We start from the raw sequence: 21949 nt of genomic DNA on the forward strand, positions 1-21949 counted from the left end.
CGGCAGCATATGCTGAATAGTCACAAGACATCTACGTTTTTTTTGCTTGCTAGTTATAGAAGATGGATAGTGATAGCAAGTTTTCATAAAAAAAAAGACAAGCAGAATTAATTGTAATTAATTGGAATTAAATATGATGCGACTTCTTTTTTTAAGCGACCACCTTGGATATTCCTCAGGCGTGACTCATGGGGCAACAACATACTTCATGAATGTATTGCCGGAATTGAAAACAAAAGAACTTGATCTCCATGTATGTTTTCTGCGTGGACGCCATTCAGCGGCTGACCAACTGGAAGAGCATGGTATTCAACCCAAGTTTTTGGAACGTGGGAAATGGGATCCACGGGCTTTGTCAGATTTGATCGCATTGATCAAAAAGCACAACGTTAACCTTGTCCACGCCGCGGGTATGAAAGGCATCCTGCTTGGACGCGCGGCAAGTCGCGCCCGTGGTTGCAAGTTCATCATGCATTTGCACGACACCAACGTACCCGGCCCCCTTTTCCGATATCTTCATCGTGCCATGGCTGGCTGGACTGACCGGTGTCTGGTTATTTCCAATGCTGTCAGTGAGGTGGCCCGTGCGGAATTCCGTCTGCGCCCTGACGGGGTGACGGTACTTTACAATGGCATTGCCCTGGACAAGATTGCCACCCCTGCTGCAGGGGCAAGAGAGCGTATCCGCCGTGAGTTTGATATTTCCTTGGACGTACCGGTGGTGGGAGTTGTCGGCCGCCTGTCTCCGGAAAAAGGTCAGGAAATTCTCCTGAAAGGAATACCACTCATGTTGACGACCCATCCTAAGAGTATCTTCCTGCTGGTCGGCGAGGGACCGACTCGCAGATCGTGCGAGAAGATTGTTGCCGAACTTGACATCGCTCATGCCGTACGATTCTGTGGGCACCGTAACGATATTCCGGATATTCTCGCTGCCATCGACGTGCTGGTGATCCCGTCGCTGATGGAGGGGCTCTCCTTCAGCGCAATAGAAGCCATGGCGGCCGGCCGGCCTGTGGCGGCCTTTCGGGTTGGAGGTCTGCCGGAACTGATCAACCACGAGCAGACCGGACTGTTGGCCCCAGGAGAGGATGTGGCGGGTCTCCTGGATCAGGTCCGCCGTCTTCTTGATGATCAGGCCCTGAGGGCAGAAATCGTCGCCAATGCTCGGTCTTTTGCTAGTAATTTCTCAGTAACCGGACACGTTGATCGCCTGCTCGACATTTATCAGGAAGTCCTCTCACAACCTCGGGAGGGGGCGCGTAATGCTCCGTAAACTCCAGAACAGCTGGGAAAAAAACTGGCCGGAGATTCGCTGCGCTGTTACCGGTTCTTTGCCGGACTTCGTCCTGTCCCGCACCCCGGAACCACTTGGGATCTCGGTGCCTGTGTTTTGCTACCATGTGGTGGACAGCTCAGATTTTGAAGATGATCTGCGCTACCTGGCAAAAAACGGCTACGGCACGATAACCGCGGACGCCCTCCTAACGCACCTGTCCGGACAAGCTTGCGTGGAAAAGCCCTCGGTGGTGCTGACCTTTGACGACTGTTCACGCAACCTGTTTACGACGGCTTTTCCCCTGCTTGAAAAATACGGTTTCCATGCTGTGGCCTTCGTAGCTCCGCACTTCCATGATCATGCCGGACAAGGCGCAAATCATGAACTGCGACCATGTACATGGGAAGAAATGAAGATCATGAGTCTATCCGGGATTGTAAATTTTCAGTCCCACTCTCTGGAACATCGCTATTTCCCTCGTTGGCCGGAGCCCGTACCGCTTTGTGGCGCGGACTCGGTTCTCAACGCCACGGTTTCTCAAAATGCCTCCCGCTCCATGGAACAGGATCTGCGCGAATCGAAGGAAATATTGGAGAAGCGGCTGGGAGGAGAAATCAGGCATCTGGCGTTTCCGAGGTACGATGGAACCGATGAGGCCGTCAGGATCGGACATGCCCTGGGCTATGAAGGATTCTGGTGGGGGGTGCTGCCCGGACGTCCGACCAACCGACCTGGTGATGCACCGGAGCGCATCGTGCGCATCAGCGGTGAATTTCTGCGCAGGTTGCCCGGTACAGAACGCAGGCCACTGGCGGAAATCCTGCGTGCAAGGTACGGACTCGCGCTGCGCCGTATGCGTGGCGAGATGTGATCAGGCTGGGTTTACCGGCTTGACTTCCCCGCCGACAAGACCACCTCGAAGATAGAAGTAAAACCCGGGGAGACTGGCCACCCGTACGATCACATGTTCAAGGATTGAAATGGCCACAGCCGCGGAACCGGCCACGCCGATAGCCCCCAGGAAGGTGAAATAGGCACCCTCCTGCAGCCCCAGTCCGCCGATGGAGATGGGCAGCATCAAGGCCACCCATACAAAGGGCAGAACCAGTGCCAGCAGCAGTGGGTCCACATGAATATTCAAGGCCAAAGCCTGCAGATATACCATGCCGATCCGGACGCAGATCATCAGCCCGAAAATCAGGCTGTTCTGGATCATAGGCCACACTTGGTGGCGGAACATCACAAGACCGGCATAGAACCCCCGCAACTTTTCCGTTATTGGTTCTCCCAATAATTTACGAAGCAGGGGCGCGACCCATTTGTTGAGTGCCGGCTGCATCAATACCGCCCCCACGCCGCAAAACCCAAGAAAAAAAGCTGGGAAGACGAGGGCCACGGACCAGGGTAAATACGTCCCTGCCGCGAAAAGGGCGGCAATTGCCGCAAGCAACAGGGTCACCAGCACCGATACCACCCTGTCCACCGCCGAAGCAGCTACAGCCTGGGCCGGGTTTGTCGAACACCGGGATACGGCCACCATGCGCAGCACATCCATGCCCAAGGCAGAAGGGAGAAACAGCCCAAAGCTCCCGGATGTCATTTGAATCCGGAACAGCTGCCACAAACTCAGGGTACACCCGCCCTGGGCCAGAAGGATCCGCCACTTCCACGTGCTCAGAATCCTCTCGAATACGGACAGGACGATCAATAGGCCGAAGATTTCAAAGCGCAGGCCGGCCAGAAGCCGGCCTGTTTCAGTGAGGTCAATGCTGATGGCCAACAGGGTCAAGAGGCCCAGGGTCATGACAACCCTGATCAGCAGCTTGATGTGGTTTTTTGGTGCGCTTTTCACGCGTCGCTCGGTGCGCCGCAACAAAGCGACAGATGGAAAAGCATGCCCGTGAATCCGTTTTAGCTCTGAAGGTCAAAAAAGAGCGGGATCATGTATTCGTCGCTATCCATGGCCAGTCGCTCTCCTTCCAGCTCGGGACGGTCCTCGTAAGGGGCAAGTACAAGGTGAAATGTCTCCCCCTTGGTCCGCTCCGCCGTATCAAGTTTTTTTCCGTCCCTTATGGCCCAATGAGCGACCATGATTTCAGGATGTGGATACTCACCGGAAATGACTTCCTCCACAACGTATTTGTTCGCCACAAGAGCCTGGTCGTAGGGGGCGATGGCTTCAAGGGACGGAACGACGCTGTTCTCCACAAGGCGGGCCTGAATCTCCAGAATTCGGCCTGGAAGAGTGTCCATGGATTCCTGTGCCTCAGTGGCGGGGATGTTCTCTTTCCGCGCAACCTGCTCCGTGGTTGCATGGGCTAGAGATGCGTTCAGACCGGATTCAAGCCATACATCCGGATAAAAATCCGCCCATTGGTCGCCGGTCAATCGGACCCAACCCTCGATGGACCGGAAGTCATCGCTGAACCGGCCGACATAGATGGACACGTCCTTGCCGCCGCCGCGGATCTTGTTCCCACCGCCGCCAACGGTATAGGGGCCGGTCATGGCCATGAATCTGGAGTGGTTGGACCAGCGGGGATGGTAGACTTCATAACCATCTATGCCGGGGGCCTGGTTGATGGGCAATTGCCATCGCTGGTTTGTGCCGTACTCGAAGATGGTCAGATTGCGATGCGCGCCGTCGAAGACCCAAAGCAAACGTCTGTCATCCGGAGACAAGGAGACCCAGCACCCCCGCCCCAGGACCGTGCGCCCAACGTTGGGCAGGGTCGCAACGCCGGCATCGGGCCAGGGAAAAAGGCCGCTGGCAAACCTGCCGTCCACGGACAAATGAAAATTGTCCTCGCTGACTGGAGTCAGGTCCCAGACCAACTCCCGCACGGCCCAATCGTCCAGGCGCAGGCGTTCGATGCGATGATACGAGGGAGCCCTGTCCTGGGTACGTTCAGTCCCAACGTAGAGCCACTCGTTTCCGCTTTCAGGATCGATCCAGACGGCCAAGGCCACCCCGGGAACAACCTGTGTCTGGTTCGAGCCGTCCCAATCAACAATCATGACTGCTTCCCGACTGCGGTCGGTATAGACGACCCTGTCTCCTCGAGGCGTGATGAAGGGTTTGGAATAGTTCGCGGATGATTCAAGAATTGCTCTTTCTCCGCGTCCGTCTCGGGAATCAAAACCCATCAAGACCAAATCAGTCCCCTGAGCGAATGTATCCGAGCCCTCCTTGATGTCTCGAACCCAGACAACCCGAGTGTGGGAATCGGTCATAACTTCAATTTGAGCGTACGAAGAGCCTTCCGGGTAGACCTGGTGCGCCTCGTCGGCCCGTGAACAGCCAAAAGAAAATAAAACCAGCAGGGCCAAGAAAGCAATCGCGTTCGTCAATCTGAGGAAATATAAATTCATTGCCTAGCCGAATCTCCTGTACTGAGGCGGTCTCCCACATCAGGTTAGTCTGGTTGTCGCGAATGCACGAAAATAACGACGATGCCATTGAATCGTCACAGTACAGGTTTCATTTAAGGTGTCAGCCAGCCTTGTCCAGCATACCAGTCAGCCGTTTCGACAATTCCGTTTCTATTGGTGTGTCGTGGGTGGTATCCAAGAACGTTCTTCATTTTGGCGACATCAAAATGCCGGTCCTTGGAATAGAACGCCACTCTGCGTCGATAGATCGGCGGTTCGATTCCCAAGGGACGGCATATCCGTTCGCAAAGGTCCGCGGCCAGAAAAAAAGGTCCGATGGGAAGGCGCAAGACACGGAACGTCTTGCCGAAATGCTCAGCGACGATCTGAGCAATGTCAACAATGGCAAATGGTTCATCAGCGGCAACGATAAACGCCTCGCCGGAAGCATCGGGATGGGTGGAGGCGACAAGAGCCGCGTTGGTCAGGTCGTCCACATGTACAAGGTGGTACATGCACTTGCCCTTGCCCAGAAGGATGAACACCGGTTTAAGAGCCATTCGGAAAAGTTTCAGCAGTCGTTTGTCGCCAGGGCCGTAGATGGCTGCCGGGCGGATTACCGTATATGGCAGGCCGTGCTTGCCGGAAAAGTCTTTCAACCAGAGTTCGGCGTCCAGCTTTGTTTTTTGATACTCGTCATCAGGGTCAAACGCGGAATCCTCCGTGGCGGGTGGAGATGCAATATGTCCATGCACTCCAATGGTGGAGAAGTGTACCAGCCGTTTGAACCGGGGATTCTTCAAAGCCTCGGTTGCCAGAAGTTGCGTGCTTTTGACATGCACGTTCCAGTAGTCCCGCTCCGAGCTGCGAGCCTGCCGAAACGCGGCGGCCACGTGGAATATGTACTCCTGACCGGAAACCGCTCTGGCAATCAGGTCGTCGTCATGGACATCTCCAGTGAACCATTTGATGTCCAGATCCTTGAGAGGGGCAAGATTTGAACTCGAACGAGCCACGGCGCTGACCTTCGCTCCTGCCTCCACCAGCTTGCGCGTCAGCACCAGACCGGTAAAGCCGGTGGCGCCGGTGACCAGGACCGGGGCGCCCGCGGGGATGTTGCATACGGATTGATTCATGACATTCCTTGCTGCATTACGGTCTTGCATGAAAAAAGCGACAAGACGCGAATAAGGGAGACTCGGCGTGATTTCGCTGTTTTTCCAATCAGACAAAAGCGCAAAATCCGCCTCTTACATCGGAAAGAACCAGGGAAGGTTGCCTGCTTGCTCTAAAACGTTTTGCCCCGCCAGCGCCGAATCTTGTAACCCATGAGATCCCAGAGGTATCCAAGGAAACCGATCTCCCCGCTGCTCATCTTCAGACGGAAGATGTGCGTATACCCCTTGAACGCCCGGTAAATCACGTTGAAGGCGATATTTCCGGGCCAGCGGATCAGCTTGCGGGACAGGTTCATCAGAAAGGGGAATTCAATGATCAGGGCGAAGAACTTGTGCAGATTCTCGAACTCGCGTTTGGTCATCCCCGTGTTGATAGGCGATTCCACCTGATAGGACGCGTGCTGCTGGTGGGCCGGATCGAGATAGCCCTTCTCGATGCAATAGGCGTGCATCTCGGTGCGCGGGTAGGGCTGAAAAATGGAAACCCAGGCGTAGGACGGCTTGACCAGGATGTTCAACTGGATGGTCTCGTAGGCGTTTTCGATGGTCTCGTCCGGAAGGCCGACCATGTTCTGGGTCATGATGGAAATGCCGTACTTGTGGAACAGGCGAGCCGCGTTGAGAATCTGTCCGTCGGTCATGTTCCGTTTGAGCACGTTCTTGCGGATGGTCTCGTTGCCGCTTTCCACGCCCATGGCGATGGTGATGCAGTTGGCCTCGCTCAGGTAGCGGACAACCTCCTCGTTCACAAGATTGGCCCGGACGTAGCAGATCATGGGCAGGCCGACCCTGGCCTTGTAGGCCGCAGAAAACTCCTTGAGCCACTCCTTGTTCATGATGAACAGATCATCATGGAAGTAGACGATCTTCAGCGGGTAGTTGTCCCGGACATGTTCCACTTCACGGATCACGTTCTCCACGCTGCGCAGTCGGCAATACTTGCCCGGCCCGGCCTCGTCCTTGTACAACCGCTTGAGCATGTGGTTGAAGCAGTAGGTGCAGTCGTAAGGGCATCCGCGACTGGAAAGAAAATGCTTCGTGCTGCTGTTGGCGTAGGCGTAGTACTTGAGGAAGGAGTCCCGGTCCGGATAGGGCAGCGAATCCAGATCCTGGACCAGCGGGCGCATCGGGTTCTTGACTACCTGCCCATCCTTTTTGACCCACAAATTACGGATGCCAGAATAGTCTTCGCCCTTCTGGAGGCTGTCCAGCAGTTCCACAATGGCCTCGTCCCCTTCGCCTCGGCAAATGATGTCTACTTCGGGCGCCTCGATGATCTCGGGAAAAAAGGTCGGGTGCGGACCGCCGACAATGGACAGGAAGGAAACGTGCCTGCGCAGCCGACGGATCAGTTCGAGGTAGTAATCCTCGGAACCGCTGGTCAATGAAAAGCCGATCACGTCGGGCTGGTATGCCTTGACGGCCTTGAAGAGGTCCTTTTCCAGATTGGTCAACATAAGATCCGCTTCATGTCCGCCCTGCTTGGCGCTGGCGATCAGGCACATGATGCCCATGGGGTCGGTGATGTCCAAAGATGCAGTGCGGTAGATGAACAAACATTTCATGCAAATTACCTGTTGAGCGGATCAAGGCTTTCCTGGGTTACAAACGCGCAGTGCAGCGTTTCGCCAGTTTGCCCTTGTCCGTGATCTTGAAGTTTGACCAATGGTTGGAGTCCGGTTGAAACCGGTGACCGGAAACAGTTCGTGTTCCTGTTGGGCAGGGCCGTCAATAAGTCTGGGTTGTCGGCCGCTGCTGTTACCTAGTGGGAACCGTGCCGAAAAAGTGCTGCCGAGTCCGTAAGGCAAGGCGTACCAGGAGGAGGAAGCCTCCAATAATCATCAGTTCATTGCCGATGGTTATAAGGTGAGACAGGGAGAACAATCCTTCGGAATGGCGCACGCCGTAAAACAGCGTTACGGGTGCGGAAAAACGCTCATCCGAGAAGGGCCACAGCAGCTTCACACCGGGGCCGAGCGTCATCGCGTCCATGACCAGGTGCAAGCCATAGGAAAACAAAGCCACGAAGGCTATACGCGGATAACTCCGCCAGTCAAGAAAGCGCCTGGAAAACACTCCAAACACGCCTGCCGCAAGCAGACAGAGAGAGAACCCGAAAAAAAAGCTATGGGTGAATTGGTTATGGTACATGGCCATGTTGCCGGTGATGAACCCGGGGATCGCGTCCAGGTCCGGAGCGATAGAGAAGAATAAGGCCGTGCCCCAGATGTACTGACGGTGGAGCGTGGAATCGTCTTTGCGGACGAACAAGGTCGCGACGGCTGCACCTGCGGCAAGGTGGGCGAGCGGTGAAGGCATGGTTCTGTTGGTCCTGAAAGACGGCAGTCGTGAATCTTGTATTCCGATTCGATTTCTGGCAGGTAATTCAGCTTTGCGCTGTTTTAAACATTCTCTGGTGCACAGCACTGATGGCAGTTGTCGGAAGACATGTTCATGGAATTATAAATCCCGCTTCATTACCCGAAGCCGCCATCCCAGGCAACCCGCCCAAAGCAACCGGAGCCGATTCTCAATTCATCTTTTCCGCGTTCCGACCAACATCCGTCGTCTCGCCTCGAGAGTAGCTCAAGAAAAGTCCTCGCCTGCGGCACGCACCTCCTCAGAGAAAAAATGACCGACCCTATTCCCCAAAAACCACCTGTCCATCGCACTCTGGCGGAGCAACTTCATGACGTGTCTTCATCGCCGCTACGCTGCTACGCCAGAAAGGTCGTCGGCGATGTGGGCGTGCTGTCCCTCGTCTACTATGAACTCGTCAACCTGCTTTTTTGCAACATGCCCTCGAGCCTGGGCTTTTTTTTGCGTCGGACATTCTATCGTCGCATGTTTCGTTCCGCCGGCTCCGGCCTGATCATCGGGCGCGGCGTGAGCATTCGTCATCCCGGCAAAATCACCCTCGGCCACAGGGTCGGCGTGGACGACAACGTCTTGTTGGACGCATCCGGGTTGGAAAGCGAAGGAATCTTCATCCACGACGAGGTGATCGTTTCCCGTAATTGCATGGTCCAGGCCAAGATCGGTTCCACCACCATCGGCTCACGTACGGAAGTCGGCGCCAATACGATCATTTCATCCATCTCCAAGGTTGAAATCGGAAAATACGGCTTGATCGGCCCCCATTGTCTCATTGGCGGAGGGCACTACAAAATTGACAGATCTGATATCCCAATGATGGATCTGGGCTGGACGTCCCGTGGGCCTGTCGAGGTGGGAGACGATGTGTGGATGGGCGCGGGAGTCGTCATACCGGACGGCGTGCGGGTTGGGACGGGTTGCGTCATTGGTGCCGGAGCCGTTGTATCCAAGGATCTGCCCGACTATGCCGTGGCCATGGGCGTGCCCGCCAAAATCGTGAGATATCGTCCCCTGCCCGGCAAAAACCAGCCTTCGGAACAAACCGGGTTATGATGCGGGACCTGCGGAAACTCGCCTCAACACACTTTGACCTTTTGGTCATCGGCGCAGGTATCAACGGCGCGTGCGTCGCCTGGGACGCGGCCATGCGCGGGTTGTCCGTGGCCCTGGTGGACAAAGGTGATTTCGGGGCGGCGACGTCCGCGGCCACTGGCAGGATGATCCACGGCGGTATTCGTTATCTCCAACATCTCGCCTTGGGCAGGGTCTGGTCTTCCCTGCACGAAAGAAATTTTTTTCTTCGCTCAGCACCGCACCTGGTTCATCCGGTCCCCTTTCTGATTCCCACATCCGGCCATGGCCTCAAGGGCAAAGAGGCTCTGGGACTGGCCATGACCATCTACGATCTGCTTTCACGGGCCAAAGGCGGCAAGGACTTTCCTGCTGCAATGCCTCGTCACAGGCGGCTTTCCCGCCGCGAAACCCTGGCCGCGGAGCCGCATTTGTCCGCGGACGGGCTCACCGGCGCCATCCGCTTTTACGACTGCCAGATGCCTTTTCCGGAGCGGCTGACTCTGGCCATTGTCCTTGCCGCGCAGCAAGAAGGAGCCGTGGTCATGAATTACCTGCAGGTCAAGGATCTGCGTGTAAGCGACGGCCGGGTCACCGGGGCAGATGCTTTGGACGTGCTTACGGGGCGGCAACTGAATGTTAACGCGGACGTAACGGTCAACGCCGCCGGCCCATGGGTCAGCTCCATGCTGAATTCCGCGGGGCTGGCTGATACCGCCGCAGGCGCCGCCAGGGCTCTTTCCAAAGGGATTCACATCATCACCCGCGCCCTGACCAATGGACATGCGCTTGCCCTGGCTACCCGCCACAAGCACTCCGGTGCGTGGCTGAGCAGAGGCGGCCGGCATTTTTTCATCGTTCCCTGGCAGGACCTTTCCCTGATCGGAACCACCAACAGTCCTTTCAACGGATCTCCCGACGACGGCATCGTCACCGAGGAGGATATTCTTGGTCTGATCGATGACGTGAATTCAGTGTATCCGGCGGCCGGACTTTGCCGTGACGATGTACGATATTTTTACGGCGGCCTCTATCCGGACGATCCGTCCCGTCCTCCCGGTTCGGGCTATCAGGGATCCCGGGAGGACAACATCATCGATCACGGCGACACCCAGAAAATACAAGGCCTCATCTCAGTCATCGGGGTGAAGTACACCACGGCCCGCTTCCTGGCCCAGAAGATCGTGGACCTGGCATGCCGCAAGCTCGCGCAATCGGCCAGACCCTGTCGCACGGAAAACGCGTCCTTGTTTGGCGGCGACATCTCGAACCTCAAGGGCTTTGTCACGCGTGAATCCGGGCGATGGGAGGGCGTTTTCTCTGAATCCCAGGTTGCTGAATTGATAAACTGCTATGGCACGAACTACACGCAAATTATCGAATTATACCATCAAGAACTGGGACTTGACGAAAGCACTGACGCGGCAAGCCCTCTTCTCAAAGCCCAAGTCGTGTATGCCGTGCGTCGGGAAATGGCTCAGACCCTTCAGGACGTCGTCTTTCGGCGCACGCCTCTAGGCTGTATGGGCCGGCCTGCTCCCGAAGCCCTACGCGGTTTGGCTCGAATCATGGGCGAGGAACTGGGGTGGGACGACGCCAGGTTGGAAGAGGAAGTCCTCGCGGTTGAAGCACGCTATCTGGTCAAATGAGCCTTGGCTCACGGACGTGACCATGAAAATTTTGCACATCGCGCCCACGCCTTTTTTCTCCGATCGCGGCTGCCACATCCGCATCCACGATCAGATCGCCGCATTGCAGCGCCAAGGCCATGAGGTACTCCTGACGACCTATCATCACGGGCGGGACGTTCCGGGCATTCCGACCCGGCGCAGCTTGCGCGTGCCCTGGTATACCAAGGTTGATGCCGGTTTTTCCTGGCACAAAATGTACCTTGACGTGCTGCTGTTCTTCACGGTTTTGCGCGCCTGCCTGACCTTCAAGCCCGACGTCATTCACGGGCATCTGCATGAGGGCGCCGCCCTCGGCTGGGCGACGAGCCTGCTTGCCTCGGCCCGCAAAATCCCCGTGGTTTTCGACGTGCAGGGCAGCCTGAGCGGGGAAATAAAAGCTTACGGCTCGCTGGGACCGCTCAAAAAACTGGTGTTTCTCTTTGTCTGGCTGGAAAAGCTGGTCTGCAGGCTGCCGGATTTTTTCGTCTGCAGTTCAGAGGCCGCGGCAGATCTCCTGAAGTCCGAATTTGGCGTGGCGGAAGCCAAGATCAGTGTGATTCGCGAAGGTATCGACGCATCCACCTGTTCAGTGGACGACACGGGCTCCGTGCGCAAGCGTTTGGGCATCCCGCGGGAAAAAAAGGTGGTCGGGTACATTGGTTCGCTTGTGCAGGCCAAGGGGATTGACCTCTTGATCCAGGCCATGCCCGTCATCCGACAGCGCGTGGAAAACGTCCATTTTCTTTTGGCAGGATATCCGTTCGAGAAGTGCCGGGAACGCGTAACCGCGATGGGCGCCGGCGACGTGACCACCCTCTGCGGCAAAGTGGATTATTTTCAGCTGTTCTCCCACCTGGCCGTGATCGACGTGGCTGTCGACCCGAAAGAGGAAGGGACGGGAGAAGGAAGCGGAAAAATCCTCAACTATATGGCCGCCGGATTGCCCGTGGTCTGTTTTGACACTCCCGCCAACCACGCCTTGCTCGGCGACGACGGGGTTTACGCAATTCCGGGCGATGCCAGGGATCTTGCGGAAAAAATTGTCGGACTCCTCCAGGATCCCCAGCAAGCACAGCGTATCGGAGCAAACAATCAGGCAAGGGCATTCGCGAACTATTCGGCATCAGATCAGGCAAAGGCACTAGAAGTAATATACCGCCGCCTGACGACGGATCGTGGACCAGATGCGTGAACCGGTGCCGGTACCGGCTTGAAGGCTACTCGAGACGTCTGAACGTTATGGAATCCAGGAGCAAGTCGGCCTGTCCCGTGAAAAAAAGATCCATATTGAACGGAAGATTGTTGTCCACCCTCATCTCAAACCGCCAATCCTGCCCCTGGTAGAGAGGCTTGCCTTCCTTGGCCATGGTTCCTGTGTCCGACGTTACGTGCAGTGAGCCGATCTCAACCCCTGGCGCCGCATCTGAGGAGTAGGCCAGACTCACTTCGTACAGACCAGGCTCCAAGGGCATTCTCGGGCCATAGAACACCACCCTTTCGGCATAGAATTTCTTCAGGAATACAACCTGATGCTGATCGAGATCCGTATAACCCGCCCTGAAAAAGCTCGCGGCCGGGAGGGTCAGCGTCTCGCCCGGCTGGAGCAGTGGCCAATCCCCGGCTGACATCAAGGCCGAATCAAGTTCCACAATTCCGGAAACATGAAGCAGACGCAGGGACAAATCGGAATGCGTCTCGATGTGCACAGGCAACTCCAGCCAGAACCAATCCTGATGATCAACGGCAACGGGCTCCGCCTTGATGAGGTGAGGTCCGGAGCGTGTTTCCGCTTTGAGGTGTCCCTGGCCCCGGCACCTGATCATCCACCGCAATCCAGGGGCAGGCGGAGCCCCTGTATGGGCGAGATGGACCGAGGACCCTTCCCTATCCAAGATGATGTAGTTCTTGTTGCTTGCAGAGGCGTCTTCAATCAGCGTTGCCTTTTCGTGGGCGGACCACTCCATCTCCCAATGCCTGGCGGGAAAAAGTGGTGGCTTGTGCTCTGGAGCCGTCTTGCTCACATATCCGTCCTGCACTTGGGGGCTCTCATGGATTTTGAAAGCCCATACGCTGTCACCCCGGGCTAAAAACTCCAGATGAGGATGCTGGAGATACTGTTTGATAGCATAGCTGACAGGGAAAGGTGCGACTTTTTCAGGATAAAGATCCTCATGCACGACAATATGTCCGACTCCCATGGATCGGAGTAATCCAACCTGCTCCGTGGAAAGATAACCCTGGTTGATGCTCTGGAAAGGCAGAAAGACCTCTTCAAAATAGGTCATGGACACAGCCGGGGTATAGCCGTTGATCATCCGGATTCGGTACATCAGGGCAAAATGTTGGTAGGTGGCTGAATAATGGCTGTCGCCGGGCCATAACGGAATCACCAGAATGTGAGGATTCACGTCGCGACTCCGTGCGTCCTCAGCCACTGCCCTGTATGCCGATTGCTCGTCTTGCAGATACAAGAGATCCGGAGTGCTCAGGGCCGTGTATTCCCAGAACAATGCCACAGCCGCAACGGCGACGCAGAACCCGCGCCACCAGGCTTTCGCGACGCCGACCTTGATAAGAGCCGTCAAAGCCAGAACTCCGGCAACGGCCAGCAATGTCGGCATGATGCTGAAAATTTTACCGGCCTGGCGAATCATGGCGTAGGGAGGCACCAACTCGCGCGCCAACAGGAAAAGTCCGCCGGACCGGAGTCCGTGTGGTCCCAGGGCCAGAACCGCTACAGTGAGTATGCCCAGACAGAGCAAGCTGATAAAAACAATGGATTGGAATTGCTCGCGAGGGCGCCGCAGAAACGACCACGTCATGGCAAGCAAGCCTAGACAGATGATTATCGTGATACTCCACCCGACATAGACTTGACTGGAAATGTTTGAACCTTGCCAGGCAAAGAAGCCTTTTGCCTGGGGGGAAAAGAGCATGACCTCGGAGACGCTTCGCCCCTGAGCCATGGATGTTTCGCTCAAAAACCTGGCTTGAGCTCGTACCGCGAGGACCACGACGCCACCGGTCGCGGCAACGGGGATCAGGGCGCGAATAATGCGCTTGATTCGTTCCATGCCCAGTGCAGGAATCCGTGATTCAGCGGTCATGGCCAGCAAACACCATGCAGGAATGATAAGAACGCTGAAGAAAAAAACATGACTATCGCAAAGATAGGTAAAAATGACGGCAATTCCCGCCAACATCCCGCCTAGTGCCTTTCCATCCCGAATCGCGATATCCAGGCCCAGGATCAAGACTGGAACCCACATCATGGCGTAACCTGTAGGACTGGAGTCGAATAACGTCGACCAGCGATACGGAAAAAAGATCACGAAAAGGCTGAACAGCGCGACCACCCATTCATCCTTGGTGTAGCGCCGCAGCAGCAACCACGTGGCGAAAACCGTAGCCCAAAGGGAAAAGATTCCGGCCACGTTCATTCCTAGGGCTTGCGTGGTGAACGACCTGACAGCGCTGTAAATCACCGAAAAAGGTACATAGTATCCGCCAGGAGAATAACGCTCGGAATCGTCGCCGGTGTTGAATTCGTAAAGGTTGTAAAACCAGGGCGTCCCCCCCGTAATCCATTCATGGACAAGCTCAAAATAGTGCAGCAACTGCAGGGAGTCACCAGGGATCATGTAGACGATACTTTCCGTGCTTTGGTGCGCTGAAAGCGTGATCGCCTTGTTCATGTGCATGGGGAGCGGCCATGAGAGCACTATCCATGCGAATATCGACAACAACAGGGTTACGGGAATCAACTGTCGTGTTTTCATGTCAACTCTTTTTTTAAACGCTTTGCTGGGAATGCAAGATCCACATCCTCAGCCAAATTACTGGATTTCCATAACGCGCACCGCGGCAACTTGAACTTCACCATTGCCGTAAAAAAATACTCGCGGCTCCGCGGTTATGAACTCGTCCACATCGAACTCAAAACGTTCCACTCTCCATTCTTCGCCAAACCCGACCTTTCTTGAGGCAATTGTTTCACGCCCGCTGTCATGAACCACCTCGAGAAGCATCGCTGGTGAGTCGCCATGACCGGAGTTGGCTTTGATGTCAAACTCCACGGCAAATCGTCCTGGATACAAGTGATAATAACTGCCGAAAGCGAGAAAGCCTTGGACATGCTCACCTTCCCGAGCAACCCGCAGCAATCCGCCGCGAATATTCGAGTCGGAGACATCCGTGCCTGTGAAGCGATAAAAACCGCCCATGGGGCTTTCGATGTTCATTCTTTCCGGCATGGGCATGAACGAAAACATCCCATTGCTCATAGCAAATTTCAAGGAAACACGATCTTCGAAACGACGCATCAAGGCTTGGTTGGAATGTTCGTTCCAACGCGCGACGACAATGTCTTCCTTGAGACCACGGGGGTTGAAGACCATGTCGTTGCCGTCCTTGAATGCTTCATGGTGCTCTGCTTTGGAAATGAAGATCAAAGATGGTCGGGGAGCGTGCTCAAGGGCATCGAGAAAGTCTCTGCGCGGTGCGTTTCGCTCATAAAATCCTTTCGCGGCATCCAAGGTGAACACGGCGTTGAAAACAAGCCAGACAGCCATGACCACGACGACGTGTCTTGTTCGGACATGGGTGAGCATCTTTTGAACACCAAACGCAGCGCTCAGAACAAAAAAAGGGAGCAACTCGAAGTAGTAGCTCGGCCCAGCGTCCCGTGGCCCAGCATACCAAAAATAGATATATCCAAGACATACCGAAAGGATGGTGCCGACAAACAAAGGAGTCCATTGCTTTCGCCAACCGAAAACCGTCAGACCAACCCATAGAATAAGAGAGCCTGCGAACCCCCACAGCCAGGTATTCAACAACGTGAGATTGGTAAAAAGAACCTCAACTCCACGTAAAAAAGAATGATCGATCCGGCCAAAATGTCGAATTCCGAAGCCCAGACGTTGGGTGTCGGTGTATTTGAGGTAGGTCATTGTCCAAAGATCGCCGGTGGACAAATAGTTGTAAGCAAGCAGCAATATGACTCCGGTACCTGATGCGAGAGCGAAGCAGCTGGTGGCTTTGAGCATGCGCCAGGTACGTTCGCGATAGAGGTGCCAGAGGGAGTCAACCGCGAAGGGCATTGCCATCAGAAGCGCGGTATAGGTCCTGTTGTTGAACAAAAATGCCCAGCATAATCCAGACAAGAACGCAAAGCGAATATCGCCATGTTTTCGCCAGTAGATGTAGGCGTAAAGCATGCCTGATGCAGCCAGCAATGCGCTGGAGTGACTCAAGAGAGTTCCGCTGTAGAACAGAAAAAATGGGGAAAAAAGAAGTAATATTGCAGCGATAATGCCAGTCGATGGGTCAAGGAGCATTCGCCCGGATAAAAAAATTACAAAGACGGTCAGGCCCGCTGCAAGGGCAACGACAAGGTAAGGATCACCAATCAGAACTCCTGGAGCCAGAAAAAGGGAATGTGCGAAAGGATATCTGGAAAGCCAGCCCACCTCGGGAGAAGTAATGATCATTTCATGATGAAATGCCTCGGGATATGGAGGTGATGGTCTTGCGACGACACCATCCAGAAAATTATAGGCCTGGAAAACATAACTGTTTTCGTCGGCATTAAGGGTTGCCCGTTGAAAAACAAGCGTAGCTATGCCGTATGAAAAAACAGCAGCAAGTACGGCAAGGGCAATGGGAGCGACAAGCGTACGCAACCCGCCATCATGTTTCATTGTTTAATCCAAGGTTGTGAGTATGACTTATGCTGGTGAGAGGGATGATATGCAAACCTGAAGAAACACATCAGGCTGTATTCTTGGTGCAAGGAACAGTTTGAGCCACTCCATATCAAAAAAGAGGTGCACAGTGCAGGCCAAGAATACCATTCCGACAGTCAACATCAGCCTCTTTTCACGAAAAAGGCGTTCCGGATACTGAATAAAGTTGTTTTTGATGAAGCCGAGGCGGAGATAGTATGCCATGGAATACGCTATCAGCGGTGCCGCGAGGAGCAGTTCAAAACGATAACTGGAAATGAAATAACCACTCATCAAGAAGAACAATGTCGTATAATAAAGTATATTTACAATCAACCTTCGTTCATTTCAGTATCCAAAGTGATTTCGCGTGCTTAGCGGCACGAGCAGGATCATAAATTTCTCGATACTCGGCAAATCGTTTTGCCGCCATGAGAAAAGTTCCGAACATCCAGTAAGCTATGATCAGTGCAAGGGGGGGCAGCGACCATGCTTACGAGAACCATCCAGAGCAAACCGGATAGAACTATTGATCGCCAGGCACCACGAAGAAGTTTTGATCCAGTGATCGGGCCGAGCAATATGGATATATGGTGCAAGCTGAATACATACATGATGATCGGTTCCTGCTGTGATTATTTGAATGGAGAGTACAAGCAACGAGTGCTTGTCAGCTCGGTTCAGTTGGAGGGCGATACCACAACAGCAAGGCGCCAGGAAGCATTCCTACGACAATCAGAAGGTACGTCAGTAGAGCCACGGAAAGAGATACCGAGGGAGGTACACCGACCTGGGAGAAAAAGAATATGAAGGCGCCTTCTCGCACACCGAGGCCGAAATAGGTGATTGGAAGCAAGGTCAGCAGCATGATGATAGGGACAAAAGCAAATTCCAGGTACAAGGATACAGGAAAACCTAAAGCAAGAAACAAAAAATGTACCTGAAATATCCGGAATATCTGGTTCAGGGCGTTCCATAAAAAAACATGCCCAAGCACGAGTGGTTTGGAGAGAAAGTCAACGAAGGAGCGATGAATCTCAGTGAGAGAATGAAGCAGTTTTTCGATCGAAGATATTATTCTTGGATATCGATTCAAAAAGGAATTTTTTAAATAGACGCAGCGAGTTAGCAGCCACCGCAAGAAGTCTTGAGGAAAGCGGGAAACTGCCATTGCGAATGCAAGCACCGAAGAAAGGCATGCAAAAACAACAAAATAAAGAGTTCTAGTGTCAGGAAACGTGTTCCAGATAATTGCCACGCCGATGAGTGAAAACAAGGCCATGGACAAAACGGATATGATTCTGTCCATGGCCATTATGCTTGTGCTATGGGTCAGGCAATAGTTCTCTTTTTTCAGCATGATGATTCGCAAAGCATCTGCGCCAACGCTGCTAGGAACAGCCAAACTTAAAAAATTGCTTACAAAAAAAATTCTTAGCAAATGAAGTGGTTTGATTAATATGTTTTTACTTTTAAATAAAATAAGACATCTGATTGCCATCAGAAACGTATCCGCGAACAGAAATAGAAAGGAGGCTATCAAATATGGCTTTGTAATCCCTTGAATTGTAGATGGAACTTCAGAAAGATCAACAGAGTAGGAAATTACCAAAAAACAGACGATAATTATAAAAATTTTGACTAAAGAAGGGAGTTTTGTTTTGGACACGGTGAGTGATTACAAATTCCAATTGAACATGTTGATGCGCGAGGTTTGTTGAAAAAGAAGTGAGTTATAGACCATGCGTTGAAACGCTCTATGGAGTCCATTGCTGATCAGTGAAAGAGACTTAATCCTTTTGGCGAATGCGTATTTCAGCTAACATTGCGTCACCAGTGCCATGATAAAAGACCCTCGGCTCCACAATCGTCGGTTCATCAATATTTAGATTCAACCGTTTTGTCGTCCATCCGGACTGTCCTGAGACATACTCCTTGAGGAGTATTCGTTTTCCTTCATCAGTTGCCACTTCAAGGGTAATTATTGGTTCGTTCACTGATTCCGGTTCTAATTTGAAATCGAATTCGACAAGATATTGTCCTTCCGGAAGGGCCGTGTGGCGCCCGAAAGCCAAGTAGTCAGGTAGATGTTCATCAGTAAGGCCTATGCGAACCATATGCTCATCACGATCTGGATTGGGCGCGTTCTTTCCGGTCAGTTGGTGCGTATTCACAGCCAGTATCTCGATGTATAAACGAGTCGGCTCAAGTACGCGCAGGTTGGGGTTAACGGGTTGTGCGGCGTGTGCGATGACTCCCGTGAGCACAAGCAAGGCGACGCAAGTCAGCCCTTTAGCGCCCCAATAATCCGTTTTCAGACGTAGAAGGACATAACTGCAAAAGAAAAACGTTACGGCGAAAACTGCGGTGGCAATTCTCGCGACCAGCGGAGAGTGTTCATAGTAGGTGGCGAAGGGCATGAAAAAACCGAGCATTTCCGGCTGTTGGGCCAGAAACAAAAGGTGGTGGGCCAGTGTCCGTTTAGGTGCCTCAGAAAGGTTACTGAAGTAGACGAAGGTGGTGGCCAGGGATACCAGCCCCAAGAAAAGAAAAAAAGTTCGTGCCGGCCGAGAGGCAGTTGTCAGGGTGACGGCAAGACCAGGTGCCAGCAATGGAACAACAAAGAAAAGATATCGCCCTGGAGTGCTGTCCCACCAGGAAACGAACATGTAGATATTCGTACAGTTCAAAATTACGCAAACGACAAAAACCGCCATGATACCGTATTGAACCAACCGTTGAGTATTTTCGCGAAGCAGCCAGACCACCTGTGCGGCAAGCAGGGCGTACAAAGCCAAAAAACCTGCGCCAGCGGCGTACCTGTCTAAAAAAATTTGCCATACCCCCGGCAGGTAGTAGAAGAGGTTTTCTGAGACCGGACGGGACGGGGTTTCAAATAGTCGCCATTGCAGATACACCCATCCAGCATACGCAACAGCCACCGCACCGACGTACAGGCCAGTACGAAGCAGTTTGTCGTTACGTTCACCAGGACCTTTGAAAACCGCAAGCAGGTAGAAGAAACCTCCGGTCATGCCCAGTGGGAGCAAACGGAGATGCATAAAAGGACAGTAGGCGGTGGTGAGGATGGCGACGACAAGTGCGGACCATGGACGATCTTTCGTGGCGGAAATCGCCCAAAACAGCCAGATCAACAAGGCAGCGCCGGGTATCTCCGTCAAAACCCGACTCGAAAAACTCAGCCAGTAGACGCTCCCGCAAACGATGGTCAGCGTCAGCAGTGTTGCCTTGTCCGAGGCACCTGCACGTTTGCACAGCAGCCAAAGCCCCAAGACACCCAGCGTGGCTAGCAGCCCCATTCCTATACTTCGCCCGAGCAGGTTGGCCTGGTCTTCAGCAATCAGCCAAAAGGGGGCCAGGAGGAGCGGAAGTCCGACGGGGTGCCAGGAATACCAGTGACCGTCACGAGCTGTTGGGTCCAGATGCATGTGTTCACGAGGTACAAGTTGCTCGACATCCCCCCCATGCAGCAAGCGCGCCCAGGATTGTTTCATATCCAGAGTTCTATCCGTGAATAGACTGTCGGTCTTGATGATGTAGACAACTTCATCCCCGGAACTCGTTCCAACTTGTCGGTCCGTGTAAAAGCAGAGCCAAGCTGAAAAGACCCAGACTGGAAGCAGGAAAATCGCCAACCAGTATCGCGCAGGGTGCGTGGACGGAAGGTCCCCTTTCCAGAAGCGTCCGATGACAATCGCGAGCAAGGCCAAGGGAAAGAAGAAACGAAAGTTGGTGGCAAAAGAAATCGTCAAGAGTTCATAATGGATGGAGACAATGCCCACGATCGGCAAGGCGGCAAGAGGTGCTAGCAGGTTAAGTGGACCGTGCCCGAGTGAATCCTTTTTTTTGAAAAGCCAGACAAAAGTCAGTGGAAAAACGGCCAGGAGAATCGTTGAAATAAAACGTACCTGGAAGGACGTCATGGCCGACGCATCAAGATTAAGCAATTCAAATCCGGCCTCTGGCATCCATGGAGACCATGCAACAGATGCGCCGCCGATTGCCAGAGACATGAACCACAAGGCCCAACAGAGTAATTCTTTTTCTCGCAATTCCCTTGCTCGCACAGTTCACCCGGCTCTAAAAAGATCTGGATAGAAGGCCGCCAACGTTGCCAACATTTGGCTGCGAAAAACCTCCGGCCTGAATCGCAACGCATTTTCACGACAGCTGCGAGGATCAAAATCCCCGGCTTCTCGCTCCATGCGTCCAACGGCTTCGATCAAGGAATCTTCCGTCTGTTCGGTGAAGAATATTCCAGTCGCATTATCAATGACGGTTTCAAGGGCGCCGCCACGCCCCAATGCAATGACCGGACGCCCAGCAGCCTGAGCTTCCAGAGGAGATATACCGAAGTCTTCAATGCCAGGGAAAACAAAAGCTTTGCACCGCTGGTAGTGACTTCGCAAAATCTCAAAGGGTTGCGCTCCGAGAAAGGTGATCCTGCTTGTGGCCAGAGATTCAAGTCTTCGGCGTTCCGGTCCTTCACCGATAATAACCAACCGCAGTCCGAGTCGATTAAAAGCTTTCACGGCAATGTCGATGCGCTTATAGGGCTCCAAAGCTGAAACAATGAGATAAAAGTTTTCCGGCGAGGCACCAGGAGTAAATCCGGACACATCGACGGGTGGATAGACTACGCTGGCTTTTCGGCCGTAGCATCTGCGGATTCGGTCCACGACAAAGGAGGAATTGGCAATAAAATGATCTACGTTGCGGGATGCCCTGCGGTCAAAAGCACGAAGATATCCCGTGCACATTTTAAGAATAGTTCCCAGGCCCCTGGACATGCTCTTCAGGTATTCCTCTTGGAGATCCCAAAGATAACGTGGCGGTGAGTGACAATAACAAACATGCTGAGTTCCCGGAGCTTTGCCAATGGCCTTGATGAGTGAGGCGTCGGAACTGATCAGCAAATCGCCGGAGGCCTTTTTGTTCAGAAGAAACAGCGGGAACAGCGGCAGGCAATAGCGATAGTAACGGTGTGCCTGCGGTAGTTGTCCGAGCAGTGTTTGTCGAATCGAGTGGCGGGAAATGATGTCACTGGAGTTGTTTGGCGACGCGAGAAGGGTCAGGATCTGTGCTCTCGGAAACAACAAGCACAGTTGTTCCAAAACTTTTTCTCCGCCTCGCATGTCCACGAGCCAGTGATGTGCCAGAGTGATATTCATATCTTAACGAAAGGCAGAGCTCAGCAATAAAGCGTGATTCCTGTCATGGCGCTTTCATACAACGCGAAATTTAGGAAATTGGGTA

At 53.6% G+C, this 21949-nt stretch carries 15 protein-coding genes; 5 read left to right on the plus strand and 10 right to left on the minus strand.

Annotated elements, in window-relative coordinates:
- Nucleotides 1–133 precede the first annotated feature (133 nt).
- Both ACYQ15_RS15075 and ACYQ15_RS15080 read left to right on the plus strand, forming a co-directional pair.
- On the plus strand, nt 134–1276 hold the full coding sequence (locus ACYQ15_RS15075) for a glycosyltransferase family 4 protein (RefSeq protein WP_459938327.1): 1143 nt from the start codon (nt 134–136) through the stop codon (nt 1274–1276).
- Nucleotides 1266–2150 (plus strand): polysaccharide deacetylase family protein, encoded by an 885-nt coding sequence (locus ACYQ15_RS15080; protein WP_459938328.1) that lies wholly within the window; start codon nt 1266–1268, stop codon nt 2148–2150. The genes ACYQ15_RS15075 and ACYQ15_RS15080 overlap by 11 nt, the downstream gene beginning before the upstream one ends.
- Here the strand turns inward: ACYQ15_RS15080 and ACYQ15_RS15085 are convergent, their stop codons facing one another.
- From ACYQ15_RS15085 to ACYQ15_RS15105, 5 genes are all read right to left on the minus strand, one after another.
- Entirely contained in the window at nt 2151–3131 is a 981-nt protein-coding gene (locus ACYQ15_RS15085; protein ID WP_459938329.1) for a lysylphosphatidylglycerol synthase transmembrane domain-containing protein, read from the minus strand. It abuts the gene before it with no gap.
- A gap of 59 nt (nt 3132–3190) precedes the next feature.
- A complete protein-coding gene (locus tag ACYQ15_RS15090; RefSeq protein WP_459938330.1) occupies nt 3191–4651 on the minus strand; it encodes a TolB-like translocation protein in 1461 nt (486 codons plus the stop codon).
- 113 nt (nt 4652–4764) lie between these two features.
- A complete protein-coding gene (locus tag ACYQ15_RS15095; RefSeq protein ID WP_459938331.1) occupies nt 4765–5787 on the minus strand; it encodes an NAD-dependent epimerase/dehydratase family protein in 1023 nt (340 codons plus the stop codon).
- Between the two features lie 152 nt (nt 5788–5939).
- Nucleotides 5940–7394, minus strand: coding sequence for a B12-binding domain-containing radical SAM protein (locus ACYQ15_RS15100; protein ID WP_459938332.1), 1455 nt, complete (start codon nt 7392–7394; stop codon nt 5940–5942).
- Between the two features lie 193 nt (nt 7395–7587).
- Complete coding sequence (locus ACYQ15_RS15105) at nt 7588–8148, minus strand: metal-dependent hydrolase (protein WP_459938333.1); 561 nt, start codon at nt 8146–8148, stop codon at nt 7588–7590.
- Between the two features lie 312 nt (nt 8149–8460).
- Between ACYQ15_RS15105 and ACYQ15_RS15110 the strand changes: the two genes are divergently transcribed.
- Genes ACYQ15_RS15110 through ACYQ15_RS15120 form a run of 3 tightly spaced genes read left to right on the plus strand, consistent with a single transcriptional unit; the run spans nt 8461 to nt 12138 of the window.
- Nucleotides 8461–9258 carry an acyltransferase gene (locus tag ACYQ15_RS15110; RefSeq protein ID WP_459938334.1) on the plus strand — a complete coding sequence of 266 codons (798 nt, stop codon included), beginning with the start codon at nt 8461–8463 and terminating at the stop codon, nt 9256–9258.
- A complete protein-coding gene (locus tag ACYQ15_RS15115) occupies nt 9255–10925 on the plus strand; it encodes a glycerol-3-phosphate dehydrogenase/oxidase (RefSeq protein ID WP_459938335.1) in 1671 nt (556 codons plus the stop codon). Before ACYQ15_RS15110 ends, ACYQ15_RS15115 begins: the two co-directional genes overlap by 4 nt.
- Nucleotides 10926–10947: 22 nt before the next feature.
- On the plus strand, nt 10948–12138 hold the full coding sequence (locus tag ACYQ15_RS15120; RefSeq protein ID WP_459938336.1) for a glycosyltransferase family 4 protein: 1191 nt from the start codon (nt 10948–10950) through the stop codon (nt 12136–12138).
- A 25-nt stretch (nt 12139–12163) separates the two neighbouring features.
- Here the strand turns inward: ACYQ15_RS15120 and ACYQ15_RS15125 are convergent, their stop codons facing one another.
- From ACYQ15_RS15125 to ACYQ15_RS15145, 5 genes are all read right to left on the minus strand, one after another.
- Entirely contained in the window at nt 12164–14725 is a 2562-nt protein-coding gene (locus tag ACYQ15_RS15125) for a glycosyltransferase family protein (RefSeq protein ID WP_459938337.1), read from the minus strand.
- A gap of 57 nt (nt 14726–14782) precedes the next feature.
- The gene (locus ACYQ15_RS15130; protein ID WP_459938338.1) at nt 14783–16648 is read right to left on the minus strand and encodes a glycosyltransferase family protein; all 1866 of its coding nucleotides are present in this window, start codon (nt 16646–16648) and stop codon (nt 14783–14785) included.
- Nucleotides 16649–17342: 694 nt separating this feature from the next.
- Nucleotides 17343–18341 (minus strand): lysylphosphatidylglycerol synthase transmembrane domain-containing protein, encoded by a 999-nt coding sequence (locus tag ACYQ15_RS15135; RefSeq protein WP_459938339.1) that lies wholly within the window; start codon nt 18339–18341, stop codon nt 17343–17345.
- 121 nt (nt 18342–18462) lie between these two features.
- Entirely contained in the window at nt 18463–20706 is a 2244-nt protein-coding gene (locus ACYQ15_RS15140; RefSeq protein WP_459938340.1) for a hypothetical protein, read from the minus strand.
- 57 nt (nt 20707–20763) lie between these two features.
- Nucleotides 20764–21864, minus strand: a complete 1101-nt coding sequence (locus ACYQ15_RS15145; protein ID WP_459938341.1) for a glycosyltransferase — start codon at nt 21862–21864, stop codon at nt 20764–20766.
- Between the last annotated feature and the right edge of the window lie 85 nt (nt 21865–21949).

Source organism: Desulfonatronum parangueonense (assembly GCF_054656975.1).

Bases quoted from the DNA above. Each gene is read 5' to 3' on its own strand.
- ACYQ15_RS15125 (WP_459938337.1), bottom strand. From the start codon at position 14,725: ATGAAAACACGACAGTTGATTCCCGTAACCCTGTTGTTGTCGATATTC.
- ACYQ15_RS15120 (WP_459938336.1), top strand. From the start codon at position 10,948: ATGAAAATTTTGCACATCGCGCCCACGCCTTTTTTCTCCGATCGCGGC.
- ACYQ15_RS15075 (WP_459938327.1), top strand. From the start codon at position 134: ATGATGCGACTTCTTTTTTTAAGCGACCACCTTGGATATTCCTCAGGC.
- ACYQ15_RS15090 (WP_459938330.1), bottom strand. From the start codon at position 4,651: ATGAATTTATATTTCCTCAGATTGACGAACGCGATTGCTTTCTTGGCC.
- ACYQ15_RS15080 (WP_459938328.1), top strand. From the start codon at position 1,266: ATGCTCCGTAAACTCCAGAACAGCTGGGAAAAAAACTGGCCGGAGATT.
- ACYQ15_RS15140 (WP_459938340.1), bottom strand. From the start codon at position 20,706: ATGTCTCTGGCAATCGGCGGCGCATCTGTTGCATGGTCTCCATGGATG.
- ACYQ15_RS15100 (WP_459938332.1), bottom strand. From the start codon at position 7,394: ATGAAATGTTTGTTCATCTACCGCACTGCATCTTTGGACATCACCGAC.
- ACYQ15_RS15145 (WP_459938341.1), bottom strand. From the start codon at position 21,864: ATGAATATCACTCTGGCACATCACTGGCTCGTGGACATGCGAGGCGGA.
- ACYQ15_RS15110 (WP_459938334.1), top strand. From the start codon at position 8,461: ATGACCGACCCTATTCCCCAAAAACCACCTGTCCATCGCACTCTGGCG.
- ACYQ15_RS15105 (WP_459938333.1), bottom strand. From the start codon at position 8,148: ATGCCTTCACCGCTCGCCCACCTTGCCGCAGGTGCAGCCGTCGCGACC.
- ACYQ15_RS15095 (WP_459938331.1), bottom strand. From the start codon at position 5,787: ATGAATCAATCCGTATGCAACATCCCCGCGGGCGCCCCGGTCCTGGTC.
- ACYQ15_RS15130 (WP_459938338.1), bottom strand. From the start codon at position 16,648: ATGAAACATGATGGCGGGTTGCGTACGCTTGTCGCTCCCATTGCCCTT.
- ACYQ15_RS15115 (WP_459938335.1), top strand. From the start codon at position 9,255: ATGATGCGGGACCTGCGGAAACTCGCCTCAACACACTTTGACCTTTTG.